General features: G+C 43.4%; 13 protein-coding genes and 1 other RNA gene. All 14 read right to left on the reverse strand.

All coding sequences use genetic code 11. The features are described from left to right. Positions 1-33: 33 nt before the first annotated feature. The 14 genes from AC3WJJ_RS07330 to ybeY all read right to left on the reverse strand — a co-directional run bounded on the left by AC3WJJ_RS07330 (position 34) and on the right by ybeY (position 13293). Positions 34-228: a hypothetical protein gene (locus AC3WJJ_RS07330; protein ID WP_492539244.1), complete on the reverse strand. Its 195-nt coding sequence runs from the start codon at positions 226-228 to the stop codon at positions 34-36. 323 nt (positions 229-551) lie between these two features. Further along, an RNA gene (gene rnpB / locus AC3WJJ_RS07335) (RNase P RNA component class A) lies at positions 552-955 on the reverse strand. Positions 956-1047: 92 nt separating this feature from the next. After that, complete coding sequence (locus AC3WJJ_RS07340) at positions 1048-2163, reverse strand: Nif3-like dinuclear metal center hexameric protein (protein ID WP_492539246.1); 1116 nt, start codon at positions 2161-2163, stop codon at positions 1048-1050. Next, positions 2139-2903 carry a tRNA (adenine(22)-N(1))-methyltransferase gene (locus tag AC3WJJ_RS07345; RefSeq protein ID WP_492539248.1) on the reverse strand — a complete coding sequence of 255 codons (765 nt, stop codon included), beginning with the start codon at positions 2901-2903 and terminating at the stop codon, positions 2139-2141. The genes AC3WJJ_RS07340 and AC3WJJ_RS07345 overlap by 25 nt, the downstream gene beginning before the upstream one ends. 372 nt (positions 2904-3275) lie before the next feature. After that, a complete protein-coding gene (rpoD, locus tag AC3WJJ_RS07350) occupies positions 3276-4409 on the reverse strand; it encodes an RNA polymerase sigma factor RpoD (RefSeq protein ID WP_492539250.1) in 1134 nt (377 codons plus the stop codon). 43 nt (positions 4410-4452) lie between these two features. Then, positions 4453-6270 (reverse strand): DNA primase, encoded by a 1818-nt coding sequence (gene dnaG / locus AC3WJJ_RS07355; protein WP_492539252.1) that lies wholly within the window; start codon positions 6268-6270, stop codon positions 4453-4455. A gap of 41 nt (positions 6271-6311) precedes the next feature. Next, positions 6312-6785: a YaiI/YqxD family protein gene (locus tag AC3WJJ_RS07360; protein WP_422660337.1), complete on the reverse strand. Its 474-nt coding sequence runs from the start codon at positions 6783-6785 to the stop codon at positions 6312-6314. Positions 6786-6989: 204 nt separating this feature from the next. After that, a complete protein-coding gene (gene glyS, locus AC3WJJ_RS07365) occupies positions 6990-9065 on the reverse strand; it encodes a glycine--tRNA ligase subunit beta (protein ID WP_492539254.1) in 2076 nt (691 codons plus the stop codon). Further along, positions 9058-9945 carry a glycine--tRNA ligase subunit alpha gene (glyQ, locus tag AC3WJJ_RS07370; protein ID WP_422660335.1) on the reverse strand — a complete coding sequence of 296 codons (888 nt, stop codon included), beginning with the start codon at positions 9943-9945 and terminating at the stop codon, positions 9058-9060. Before glyQ ends, glyS begins: the two co-directional genes overlap by 8 nt. A gap of 351 nt (positions 9946-10296) precedes the next feature. Further along, entirely contained in the window at positions 10297-11052 is a 756-nt protein-coding gene (gene recO, locus AC3WJJ_RS07375) for a DNA repair protein RecO (RefSeq protein WP_422660334.1), read from the reverse strand. A 36-nt stretch (positions 11053-11088) separates the two neighbouring features. Then, positions 11089-11232 (reverse strand): YqzL family protein, encoded by a 144-nt coding sequence (locus AC3WJJ_RS07380; protein WP_492539256.1) that lies wholly within the window; start codon positions 11230-11232, stop codon positions 11089-11091. Between the two features lie 150 nt (positions 11233-11382). Beyond that, the gene (gene era / locus AC3WJJ_RS07385) at positions 11383-12285 is read right to left on the reverse strand and encodes a GTPase Era (protein ID WP_422660332.1); all 903 of its coding nucleotides are present in this window, start codon (positions 12283-12285) and stop codon (positions 11383-11385) included. Between the two features lie 133 nt (positions 12286-12418). Then, a complete protein-coding gene (locus tag AC3WJJ_RS07390) occupies positions 12419-12796 on the reverse strand; it encodes a diacylglycerol kinase family protein (protein WP_492539258.1) in 378 nt (125 codons plus the stop codon). Next, positions 12796-13293 carry an rRNA maturation RNase YbeY gene (gene ybeY, locus AC3WJJ_RS07395; RefSeq protein ID WP_492539260.1) on the reverse strand — a complete coding sequence of 166 codons (498 nt, stop codon included), beginning with the start codon at positions 13291-13293 and terminating at the stop codon, positions 12796-12798. The genes AC3WJJ_RS07390 and ybeY overlap by 1 nt, the downstream gene beginning before the upstream one ends. Between the last annotated feature and the right edge of the window lie 2 nt (positions 13294-13295).

The raw sequence follows: 13295 nt of genomic DNA on the forward strand, positions 1-13295 counted from the left end.
TTTTATTAGTTGTGTGTGGTTGATTTTATTGTATTATCTTTTTTTACGAGTACGAGAAGCATTAGTAGAACGTTTCTTAGGTTTAGAAGAGGAAGATTTACTGGAAACATTCGCGCATCCAACTTCTTCTTCTTCGTTTTCCCATTTGTATATATGTTGCTGTACTGGAACACAGTGCACTTTATCTACAACTTTTATCGGATGGATAACAGGTACAATTTGTTGCACATAATGGTCTCTTACAATGACTATAGGATCACATATAATCGGTGATACTGGTGGACAAAAACTTGGGCAATGATTTTCGCAAGACATTGCTAGCCACTTCCTTTCTGTTGATGATAACAGCTTATTAATCCAGGGGCTATTTGGTATGGACGTCTGTCCGTCAATGACATTAGCAGCATAAAAATGATGGATTTGCCCGGGGTAAACAACGAAACATACAAGAAAAAACGCGCATCCTTGGGCAGATCTCTAAGATCTGCCGAAAGATACGCGTTATAATCATGCATATACCTGGGTGAAACTATTCATCTTACTGTTGCAGTTAGGAAAGCTTACCATAAGCCGGGTTCTGTGCTTGTCGTGGTCATAACGGGAACTACCCTGCCACCTTAAGCGACAATCATCTATCTAGGCCGAGCATTACTACACGGCTCCAGCGACCAACCCAGACGCACCTCGGGCTAAGGCTGCTTCCTCGAAAGAAGCTTGCGTCCCATTAGGTCTTGCTCCAGGTGGGGTTTACCAGGAACGAAGTCACCAGCGTTCCTCGGGGTCTCTTACACCTCGGTTCCATCCTTGCCTGTGCCGCATAGCGGCCATCGGCGGTCCATTTCTGTGGCACTATCCTTCAACTCGCGCTGACTGGACGTTATCCAGCACCCTGCCCTATGGAGCCCGGACTTTCCTCTCGCGGCTCTTAGCCGCCAGCGATTGTCTGTTAAACTTTCCGGACAACACTTGATAGTATACAAGTTATTTGGACCTTATTCAACCCCATAAATAATAGCAGTCGAAGGGGATCGTTCCATAACTTCCTTATTAAATAAAACGGAATGGTTCCGTATTAATCTTAGAAGCTACAACACGAGTCTCATATCGATTATCTTTGAATTTATTATCCATCCATTCAGCCACTTTCATCTTCATGATCTTTTCGGCATTATGACCTGGATCGATAATGGTTAAACCGGCAGCCAAAGCATCCTGAGCAGTATGATAGTCAATATCACCCGTTACAAGAACGTCCGCTCCTTTAAATATCACTTGGTTCATAAAGCTTCCACCCGAACCACCAATTACAGCAGCTTTTTTGATGGTACGATTTAAATCTCCTACGACACGTACATGTGGGACATCCAGTTTCTCTTTCACGATGTCCACAAGTGCAGCAAGTGTTACCGGCTCGCTTAGTCTTCCAATCCGCCCGAGGCCAAATGAGCGCCCTTTTAGATCAAGTGGATATAAATCATATGCCACTTCCTCGTATGGATGAGCTTTGAGCATCGCTTGTACCACTTTATTCCGAAGGTTATCCGGAACGATAGTCTCGATTCGAATTTCATTTACTCGTTCCATTGTCCCCTGCTTACCGATAAAAGGATCTGTCCCTTCTCCTGGCACAAAGGTACCAAAACCTTCGATATTGAAGCTGCAGTGACTGTAGTTCCCAATGGCACCCGCCCCAGCATTTAATACCGCATCAAGCACCTCTTGATGATGGCTTTTGGGAACAAAAACGACGAGTTTAGAAAGCTGTTCTGTATGAACATCATGAATAGGCTGCGTGTTTTCCATACCAATGGCCTCGGCCATCCAATCATTCATCCCGCCTTCAGTCACGTCCAGATTCGTGTGACTTATGTACACAGCGATGTCGTTCTTAATCAGCTTCTCATATACTTTCCCCATCGGTGAGTCTGTCTGAAGCTGTTTCAAAGGCCGATATATAATTGCATGATGCGCAATAATGAGATCTGCATTCAACTGAATGGCCTCTTCAACGACCTCCTCATTCACATCCAGAGCAACTAGTACCGTCTTAATTTCCTTTTGTAAGGTGCCAAGCTGTAGACCAATTCGGTCATCCGGCATAGCTACATACTTCGGAGCTAGCTGTTCCATGTACTGAATTACTGTTTGTCCTTTAGCAAACATACCAGCACCTCCTCAATTAGCTTAATATCTGTTCTAATGCTTTCAGATTTCTCTTCCGCAGAAACCTGTTCTGATTTCGACAAAGAATGTAGGATTCCTTTTAGCTTCTGAATCTCGGTTTTCCACTTGGCATGAAATACAGAAGTTGGACGTTGTATTAAATAAGGTCCAAAACGAAGGAGCCACTCTGTTGTAAGCACAATCCCTCCATCGAGAATACGCTCTTTATACAATGTCTCATTTGATATTTCTAAGTCACTCAGCTCTGCAGGTTCTGCTATTAGTACTTCGTAAATCTTACCGTCTTCCTCCAAAATATGCTCATTAATCAATACCCATTGATGTGCTAATAACCATCTGCGAAGAATATCTTCCCCTACATTTGGTTGAAGCACTAGCCTGCTTACCCCGGAAAGCTTCTCCACACCACGATCAAGAATAGAGGCAATCAGTCCCCCACCCATGCCGGAAATCGTTATCACATCTACTTCACCCGGCTTTAGTACTTCTAAACCATCTCCAAGGCGAACAGCTACAGTTTGAGTTAGTCCAGTCTCTTTGACTTGTTTGACAGCCGCTTGAAACGGGCCTGAATTGACTTCCCCAGCTATAGCGGAGACACAGGTTCCACTCTCCACAGCTGCGGTTGGCAGAAGCGCATGATCTGAGCCGATATCGGCAAGGCGGCTTCCATGCGGAATATGATCCAATATTAACTGTAATCGATTTGACAATTTCATGATGACACCCACACAATCCATTATATTCGTGACTCTTTCAATACCCTAACAAACAGCATTGCAAAGTGCAATATTGCACTTTATTGTATAACAGAAAACCTTCACAGAAAAGATGGAAGCAATTTGCAATGGTCAGGGAAAAGAGCTAAAATAAAGACCAATAAAACAAATCAAGGAAATTAACCCATAACTAAGAAATTACATATTTCAGCTTTGAACAGCTTTCCTATTTCATTAGACCCATTGATCCAGATGGTTTGTTTAGTATAGTATAAGCATTCCGGATGGCTTCTATATATCGATTCACTAATGATTTTGAACGATTAAAAAGAACCTCCTGCGATCATCCGCAGAAGGTCCAATGCCTTGCTTCTATTCGAGAAAATCCTTCAGCCGCTTACTACGGCTTGGATGGCGGAGTTTACGAAGAGCTTTGGCTTCAATCTGACGGATCCGCTCACGGGTAACGCCAAACACCTTACCTACTTCCTCCAGTGTTCTTGTCCGTCCATCGTCAAGTCCAAACCGAAGACGAAGCACATTCTCTTCACGCTCTGTGAGTGTATCAAGCACGTCCTCCAGCTGCTCCTTCAATAGTTCATAAGCAGCTGCATCGGCAGGTGCGAGAGCTTCCTGATCTTCGATAAAGTCTCCCAAGTGGGAATCGTCCTCTTCCCCGATCGGTGTTTCAAGGGATACAGGTTCTTGAGCAATCTTCATGATTTCACGAACTTTTTCAACGCTCAGTTCCATTTCCGCTGCAATTTCTTCAGGAGATGGTTCACGTCCAAGCTCTTGCAACAGCTGTCTGGATACCCTGATCAATTTGTTGATTGTTTCAACCATGTGAACAGGAATACGAATGGTCCGGGCTTGGTCGGCGATTGCGCGCGTAATCGCTTGACGAATCCACCAAGTGGCGTACGTACTAAACTTATAACCTTTTTTATGATCAAACTTCTCAACAGCTTTGATCAGACCCATATTTCCTTCTTGAATCAAGTCAAGGAACAGCATTCCACGACCTACATATCGCTTAGCAATACTTACAACGAGACGAAGGTTAGCTTCTGCAAGTCGACGCTTCGCTTCTTCATCACCATTCTCAATTCGTTTTGCCAGCTCTACTTCATCATCTGCTGAGAGCAATGGTACGCGTCCGATTTCTTTCAAATACATACGTACCGGATCATTGATCTTAATACCAGGAGGAAGTGATAAGTCGTCATCAAACCCACCGAAGTCGTCATTGTTATTCTCATCTTGATCATCAGACTGACGGTGACTGCTTTCCTCATCACTTTCATTGTTTACTTCAATTCCCAAATCGCCGAGCTGCTCATAGAATTCTTCCATTTGCTCAGGATCCTGATCAAAAGGTGACAGTTTCTCCATTATATCTTTGTAACTCAATACGGATCTCTTTTTACCTTGCTCAATCAATTGATCTTTTACTTGATCAAGTGTAAATTCCGTTTCTAATTCAGTATGCTGATCATTTGCCATCTTTCGACTCCCTCCTCCCTCTAGAAACATTCAAGCTGGGCTGTCATTGTCTCTCTAGGGCAATAATTTCACTTGCAATTTGCGCGGCACGCATAAAATCACCTGATCGTTCCGCTTTCATCATTTCTTCTTTTTTCTGATCAATCTGTTTCTGCTGCGGATATTTCAGTACTTCACGAATACAATCATCAAGTACTTGAACATTCCAGTCCGTAGGAGTATCCATCATGGAAATTGAACTCACCGTTTTCTCAAGTCGATCATCATGAAGAGATGACATAAACCGACTGATATCGGGTGGTTTGTCCTGCGCGTAGTAAGCATATAGATAAGCAGCAATCGCTGCATGATCATCAATATTAAACGCTTCTCCGAGGTTATCGCCCACATACCGAGCAGCCTCCGAATCTTGAAGCATCAGAGACAACAGCCGTCTTTCTGCAGCATGATATGCCGGTAGCAAAGTTGGGGCGGGAATTTGCCCTTTTTTATGCCTACCATTATTCCACGTTTTTTCCTTATTATCCCCACTACCCATCTTTTTTTGCATAGACTGCCTTAATAGGTTGCAATCTTGCTTGAGACTTTCATAAGATAGGCCCAGTTCTGAGGATAACTCCCTCAAATAAACTTCGCGTTCAGTGGAAGAATTCAGGACTGCAATAATAGGGAGCGCTTCTTTTGCATACGATATCTTGCCCTCTTCTTCTAGCAGTATATGGTTTTTTTTCAGATATATAAGTTTAAATTTCGTGGTTGAAACGGCAGATTCTACAACATGCCTGAACCGATCGATTCCGTATTTACGGAAATAGTCATCTGGATCTAATCCGTCTCCCATTATCGAAATTTTCACTCTGAGGCTGGCACCCTCAAGCATAGGTATAACCTTCATAGCAGCTGCCAAACCAGCCTTATCCCCATCGTAAGTTATGACGACTTCCTCTGCCATAGACTTCATAATGACTATCTGCTGTTCTGTAAGAGAGGTCCCCATCGTTGCAACTACATTGTGAAAGCCTGCTTCCCAAGTAGATATAACGTCTCCGTATCCTTCGCATAATATAATCTGACGCTGTTTTCGTATAGACGTCTTGGCATTATGAAGATTATATAACGTGCGGCTCTTATTAAATAATAAACTCTCAGGCGAATTCAAATACTTAGGTTGTCCATCTCCTAAGATCCGACCAGCAAAGGCAATAACTTTGCCATTCCGATCATGGATAGGAAACATAATTCTTCCTCTGAATTTATCAAGATAACCATCACTTTCATGCCTTGCGGACACTAGCCCGCCTTTCTCCATCTCCTTCAGATCAAAGGTCCGCTTGCTCAGAAATTGTACCAGTGTATCCCACCGATCCGGTGCAAATCCAATCTGAAATTGATCAATAATCTTGTCAGTTATTCCACGTGAACGTAAGTATGCCACTGCTTCCTTGCCATGCTCTGTATTCTTCAATAAAAAATGATACAGTTTAGCAGTCAACTCATAAGCCTCATACAGACGCTCTTTCTCCGGATTCCGCGGAATTACAGAAACACCCTGGCTCTCCGGTAACGCAATATCATTCTCTTCTGCCATGGTCTTAACAGCTTCCGGGAAGGAAAAACCTTCAATTTCCATTCTGAATTTAATGGCATTACCACCCTTGCCACACCCATAGCAATAAAAGATCTGGCGCTCCGGCGTAACCGTAAAGGAAGGGGTCTTCTCTGAATGAAAAGGGCATAGCCCCTTCATGTATTTCCCCTGTTTGGTAAGATGCACGTACTTGCTGACCGTATCGACAATATCGCTTCGGACCAGTACTGCCTCGATGACATCATCCGGTATACTGCCTTGTCCGGTACTCATCAAAACCACCTTCATCTCTTTTTGCACGTAAATAGTATTCGCTATGAACTAACGTTCTCCTGCAATTTTTGCAAAAGTTTTGTCAGTTTATGTTGAAAAATTATCCGGTCCTCTTCGACCATTTTCTTAGGACCTTTACCGTAATGCCCAGCTTTCCTCGCTTTGGCCTGATGATGTCTTGAATCAAGCAAAAAATCAATATCTTGATCACTAAAAATACGACCACGATTGGAAAGCACATGGCAAGATTTCGATAACGCTAGTGCAGCGAGTCCATAATCCTGTGTAATGACAATATCACCACGCACAATGTGATTAGCAATATACAAATCAGCACTTTGATCACTTCGATCCACCTGAATCGTTCGTACGCCTTCTTCTTCACGGAGAAAGTGATCGTATGAAGATACGAGCAGAACCGGAACTCCAAATGCCCTTGCTGTCTCTGCAATCTCTTTCTTAACAGGACAAGCATCGCCATCAACAACAATCTGTAAAGAACGTATGGACGTCATAGGCATCTCCGTATTTCAAATTAATGATATCTATATATTATATACGTCTTAGGGTGATTAAAATCCTTCTTCTTAGATGTTCAAATGATAATCCTCTTTTTTCCAACCGTTCCATGGAATAACGAAAGCGGCCACCTCCCCTAGAAAAGGCCCCGCTTTCGTCTATTAAATAATATCTTCAGTTGTGTATGAATTGGTTCTGATTTACCACACCAACTTTGTAAAATCTGCAAACTGCTTCAAGTCACTATCAATACCAGACAACAGTGCTAAACGATTCGCTTTGACCGCTTCATCCTCAGCCATAACCATTACTGAATCAAAGAAACCAGTGATTGGTTCTTTCAGCCCACTAAGAAGTGTGAGTGCAAGCTTACCTTCAGAATCCTTCATAGCTATTTCATAAGGTTGACGAATCGCGAGCCATGCCTCATGAAGCTTGCTTTCTTCTTCCTCTGTAAATAGACTCGGATTAACTGCAACCTTACCCGCCTTAGCAGCCAAATTACTCACCCGGTTAAATGACTCAACAATGGTCTTGAAGTCTTCCGCTTCGCTGACAGCACTCATTAATGCCTGTCCCCGTGACATAACAGATACAACATGGTCAAATCCAGCTGAGATAACAGCATCAACAACATCGTATCTTTGCTCTTCGGACAGAAGTTTCTTCACCCGTAGACTGAAGAACTCATATAGATCTTTACTGATTTCTGATCCTGAACGCTTCAGCACACTCATATCTTCATGAACGGAGAGTGCGACTCCAAATACATCTGACAATGAAACTGGAAGCTTGTGCTCAAGAATAATCTGTACAATCCCTTGTGCTTGACGACGCAGCGCATACGGATCCTGTGATCCTGTAGGTATAATTCCAATCGAGAAGCAGCCAACAATCGTATCGATTTTATCAGCGATACTAATAATTGAACCTACATTTGTAGATGGTACGGAATCTCCAGCAAATCGTGGTTGATAATGTTCAAAGACAGCCTTCGCAACACTTTCCTTCTCTCCAGCCTTGCGTGCATAGTCTTCTCCCATTACACCTTGGAGTTCAGGGAATTCATATACCATCTGAGTAACAAGATCAAATTTGCAAATATCTGCTGCACGACTAACTGAATCAGCAGCTTCTGCCGGAATACTAAGTTTTGCTGCCAAGCTATCTGCTATGCGGCGGATACGGCGAACTTTATCACCGATCGTACCGAGTTCCTCATGAAATACAATGCTTTCAAGCTTCGAAAGGGCTTCCTTAATTTGTAGTTTCTGATCCTCTTCATAGAAGAATTTAGCATCGGACAAGCGGGCACGAAGTACCTTCTCGTTCCCCTTCGCAATAATATCAAGCGAACGATTGTCGCCGCTACGTACCGTTACGAAAAACGGAAGCAACTGACCTTGTTTATTCAAAACAGGGAAATAACGCTGATGTTCACGCATAGAAGTAATCAGTACATCCTGTGGAATTTCAAGGAATGAAGGGTCGAATGAGCCGTATAATACGGTTGGTGTTTCCACCAAGAAGAGCACCTCTTCTAGTAGATCTTCTTTCACAGCGATATTCCAGTCCTTCTCAAGCGCTAAGGCACTGATCTGAGAAACAATCATTTCTTTCCGTTCTTTAACATCTACGATAACATGTTGTCCTCTGAGCACTTCCACATAAGCTGATGCTTCAGGAATTACCGCAGTACTTCCCAGGAATCGATGCCCTGACGTTATATTACCGGACTTAACGCCAGTAATCTCCATATCAATTACATCTGATCCAAACAGAGATACGATCCATTTGATCGGACGAACGAATTTAAATTCATAAGAACCCCATCTCATGTTCTTAGGAAAAGTCATGGAATGTAGGATTCCGTTCAACCCTTCTGCCAAAATTGCAGAGGTTTCAACGCCGATACTATTTTTTGTGACATAAATATATTCAACGCCAGAAAGTTCTTTAAAGGTAAAGCTATCTGGTTCAACGCCCTGACTACGTGCAAAACCAAGTGCCGCTTTACTCCAATTACCGTTCTCGTCTAACGCAATCTTACGTGAAGGTCCTTTGACCTCCTCGCTAACATCCGTCTGCTTTTCCGCTACATCCTTAACGAGCACCGCAAGTCTTCGTGGGGTTGCATATGATTTCACTTCTCCATATGCAACTCTGGAAGCTTCCAGCCATTTAACGGTTCTATCTTCAAGCTGTTCCATCGCTGCACGCAGGAATCGTGCAGGCACTTCCTCCAGCCCGATTTCAAACAATAAATCTTTAGCCACGGTCAGCGCCTCCTTTCTTGATCAGCGGGAATCCAAGCTTTTCACGTTCCTCCAAATATGTCGCTGCAACTTGGCGCGCTAAATTACGAACACGCATAATGTAACCCGTTCTTTCTGTTACACTGATCGCTCCACGTGCATCAAGCAAGTTGAATGTATGTGAACACTTCAGAACATAATCATAAGCAGGGAACACCAAGTGCTGGCTCATCGCCTTATTTGCTTCTTCCTCATACATATTAAACAAAGTGAACAACATTTTTACATCCGATACCTCAAAGGTATATTTGGAATGCTCGTATTCTGGCTGTTGGAATACATCACCATATGTAATACCGTCAACCCACTCCAGATCAAACACATTCTCTTTATCTTGAATGTAAGAAGCAAGACGCTCCATACCATAAGTGATCTCGACAGCAACCGGATTGGCATCAATACCTCCGACCTGTTGGAAATACGTAAATTGTGTAATTTCCATACCATCAAGCCATACTTCCCAACCAAGGCCCCAAGCTCCCAGAGTCGGCGCTTCCCAGTTGTCCTCGACAAAACGGATATCATGATCAAGTGGATCGATTCCAAGACGCTTCAGACTCTCCAGATAAAGTTCTTGAATATTATCAGGAGATGGTTTGATAATAACCTGAAACTGATGATGCTGGTACAAGCGGTTGGGGTTCTCCCCATAACGTCCATCCGCAGGGCGGCGGGAAGGCTCAACATAAGCTACATTCCACGGCTCCGGTCCAATCGATCGCAAGTAAGTCATTGGATTCATCGTACCTGCGCCTTTTTCCGTGTCGTACGGTTGTACGATAATACAATTCTGCTCCGCCCAAAATTGCTGCAGCGTCAAAATCATTTGTTGAAAATTCATGATTTTAGCTCCTTCATACCGTTTTTAATACTGACTGCATCTAATCTCTCATATGCAATGTTTACGCCAGCGCTCTGCACAACAAAAAGCTCTCGCCCTACGTCTGTTGTACAGACATAGGGACGAGAGCTGTGGCTTCCCGCGGTTCCACCCTACTTGGCCCCATAAGGACCCACTTTATCACGTGCAGCATGCTCCCGGGCGCCATGTTCATGGATTCCTATCGCCGGACTCCCACCATCACCGGCTCGCTACACAAAATAGGACTTAAATCCATTACTTTTCCGTTCAACGCATGTCAATATTCGAAAATTGAAACTTAACATATGATACCTAATTTTCGTTCAGACGTCAAATACCGTATTTCTCCATTTGATCTAAGAAATTTTGTGATTTAAGACGTAATCCTAATTGTGTATCCATCAGTGCTCTCATTACTGTTTTAAGCTCTGCCTTAGTAGTTTCCTTAACATCAATATTTCCAAGTCTTCTCAAGTCAAGTCGTGCAAACAACCGAAGAAGTTTCAGTGTCTTGGGTGACACTACCATCGCTGGTGGATCTAAATGCTTACACCGCCGGCACAAGACGCCTCCAAGTCTAGGGCTGACCAGCATCTCCTCGTCAGTTCTTTCATTACCACAAGAGACGCAGACGTTTAGTTCAGGACCATATCCAGCTGTCTGAAGTACCTTCATTTCATATAGATTAATGATAATCTGTGGGTCTTTACCTTCCTGTAAGGCTTCAAGACAAGCTTTCAACTGATGGAACCAAAAAGCGCCTGTTTCTTCATCTTGAAGAACCCGGTCCAGCAGTTCACAAGCATAAGAAGAGTAGGCAGCTTTAAGGAGATCCTCACGAAGCAGATGATGGGACTCAATGATTTCTCCTGCGTTTAATGTCCCAAGACCCGTTCCATTTCTAAAAAAAACATATTCGCCGTAAGTAAAGGGCTGTGTCAGAGCAGCATGACGACTTTTCAGTTTCTTTGCTCCGCGGACAAGAACGCCTACTTTGCCTGATTTTTCGGTGCAAAGCGTAATGATTTTGTTCCCTTCACCGTAGTCCATGCTGCGGATGACAATCCCTTCCGCCCTGTATAGCATGCTCTATCCCCCAACCATTCCTGAAGCAGCCAAAGATCAATCGTTCTCTTCATACTCAACCGCATCTTCCTCTGAGGTGGTCATGCTTTCGAGTTCCGTAGCGCTATGGGACTCCTTATACAGCAAATAAGCATCGACATCTCCAGTCATCGCAAAATACTTCCACGAAAAATCTCGCATTCGTATTCATCCTTTCTTCGGAAATGACGTCTGCATCTACAAGAATAGGATGTGCGCCTGCGATCAGATCTATGATTTGCAATTGTTGGCAGGAGTCGAAATGGAGCTACATTCTGTATCTCAAGCAATGATCACATGGGAGGGATTTTGTTATTGTCCACGGTGGAAACCGAGATCCCGAAGAACGCGTTCTTGGTTACGCCAGTCTTTTTTAACTTTTACCCACAATTCAAGAAATATCTTGGATCCAAGCAATCGCTGAATATCTTGGCGTGCTTGTCTTCCAACTTCCTTCAGCATCGAGCCTTGTTTACCGATAATGATCCCTTTTTGAGAATCACGCTCCACAAAAATAACAGCGGATATATGAACTGTCCCGTTCTCTTCTACCTTCATGTCCTCAATGGTAACCGCGATGGAGTGAGGAACTTCTTCTCTCGTCATATGAAGAATTTTCTCACGAATCAACTCAGCGCACACAAACTGCTCGGGATGATCCGTTACCTGATCCTCAGGATAGTACTGTGGACCCGCTGGCAAATACTTCTGAATCTGATCCAGTAATGTATTTACGTTGTTCCCAAGTCTCGCCGAAATCGGGACGATTTCTGCAAAATCATGAAGCTTACGGTATTCCTCAATTAACGGTAATAAAGCCTGAGGCTCAATTTTGTCAATCTTGTTCATAACCAAAATGACCGGGGTACGAATCTGCTTCAATTGTTCAGCAATAAATCGATCACCGCCCCCAAAGCCTTCGGATGCATCAATTAAGAACAGAACAGCTTCTACCTCACCTAATGTTCCAAGTGCGGTTTGATTCATATAGTCTCCAAGTTTAGACTGGCGTTTATGAATTCCCGGGGTATCTAAGAATACAACTTGTGAATCGTTTGTTGTGTAAACGCCGTGGATTTTATTCCGGGTCGTTTGTGGCTTATCCGACATAATGGCTATCTTCTGACCAATCACCTGATTCATCAGTGTTGATTTACCAACATTTGGACGTCCAATAATCGCTACAAAACCCGATTTGAATGTTTTTTTCTGCATATATTCCTCCGTTATAATTCCGCTATTGTTTCTAAGTTGTACTTACGTACTTTAACTTTGATTGACCAATATTACAAATCCCAAGGTCGAAACCTTATTTCAAAACAATCTATTTGAATCTTTTCATTAACGATCAATGCGTTTCAATCCAACTCCGCAGTGGCTCATAAAATACCACAATCCCTACGACTACCGCAAAAAGAGCGGTAATAAATACCGCCCCTGCGGCTGTATCCTTGGCAATACGGGCTAAGGGATGTTCGTCAGGAGATACTAGATCAACTACAGCTTCCACCGCTGTATTTATTAATTCAGCCGAAATCACTAAAGTTACAGCAAGTGCAAGAAACAACCAACGCATTGGTGAAAGTCCCAATAGTCCGCCTGCTATGAAAACGATAGCAGCCGCAGCGATATGGACCTTCATATTTCTTTCGGCTTTAAAGGCGTGAATAATGCCTTGGATTGCAAAAGTAAACGTCGCACGCAGTGAATACTTGGCAGGTTTCACTACCGGGTCAAACCCACTTCTGCGAGTACAGCTTCCTGTTTGCCCATCATAACGGCTTCGCTTGCCTCATCCTGATGGTCATATCCAAGCAGGTGAAGGAAGCCATGGACGAATAGGAAACCAAGCTCACGTTCCAGTGAATGTCCATATTCTTCACTTTGCAGCTTTGCACGCGGAACAGAAATAATAATATCCCCCAGTACATCAGGAACATTACCGGCTTCATCGCCTTCATCAAGTTCATATATAATTTGAAGCTCTTCATCCGTCGTTTCATGCATCGCAAAAGATAGAACGTCGGTCGGTCGATCAATTCCTCTGTATTCCTTATTTAATTCGTGAATTTGTACATCATCCACAAAAGTAAGGTCCACTTCTCCGTCCATAACGCCTTCAATTGTTCCAGCTTGCTGGAGAATGCGCTCGAGAAGAGAGATCAAATTGTCCGAAATGACAAATTCCTCTTGTTCATTGTTCCATACTAGCTGCAGACTCATTC

Source organism: Paenibacillus sp. FW507-14B1B (assembly GCF_058781425.1).

Excerpts from the sequence above, each read along its gene's own strand:
- AC3WJJ_RS07340 (WP_492539246.1), bottom strand. The coding sequence starts at position 2,163 with ATGTTTGCTAAAGGACAAACAGTAATTCAGTACATGGAACAGCTAGCT.
- AC3WJJ_RS07345 (WP_492539248.1), bottom strand. The coding sequence starts at position 2,903 with ATGAAATTGTCAAATCGATTACAGTTAATATTGGATCATATTCCGCAT.
- rpoD (WP_492539250.1), bottom strand. The coding sequence starts at position 4,409 with ATGGCAAATGATCAGCATACTGAATTAGAAACGGAATTTACACTTGAT.
- dnaG (WP_492539252.1), bottom strand. The coding sequence starts at position 6,270 with ATGAGTACCGGACAAGGCAGTATACCGGATGATGTCATCGAGGCAGTA.
- AC3WJJ_RS07360 (WP_422660337.1), bottom strand. The coding sequence starts at position 6,785 with ATGACGTCCATACGTTCTTTACAGATTGTTGTTGATGGCGATGCTTGT.
- glyQ (WP_422660335.1), bottom strand. The coding sequence starts at position 9,945 with ATGAATTTTCAACAAATGATTTTGACGCTGCAGCAATTTTGGGCGGAG.
- recO (WP_422660334.1), bottom strand. The coding sequence starts at position 11,052 with ATGCTATACAGGGCGGAAGGGATTGTCATCCGCAGCATGGACTACGGT.
- AC3WJJ_RS07380 (WP_492539256.1), bottom strand. The coding sequence starts at position 11,232 with ATGCGAGATTTTTCGTGGAAGTATTTTGCGATGACTGGAGATGTCGAT.
- era (WP_422660332.1), bottom strand. The coding sequence starts at position 12,285 with ATGCAGAAAAAAACATTCAAATCGGGTTTTGTAGCGATTATTGGACGT.
- ybeY (WP_492539260.1), bottom strand. The coding sequence starts at position 13,293 with ATGAGTCTGCAGCTAGTATGGAACAATGAACAAGAGGAATTTGTCATT.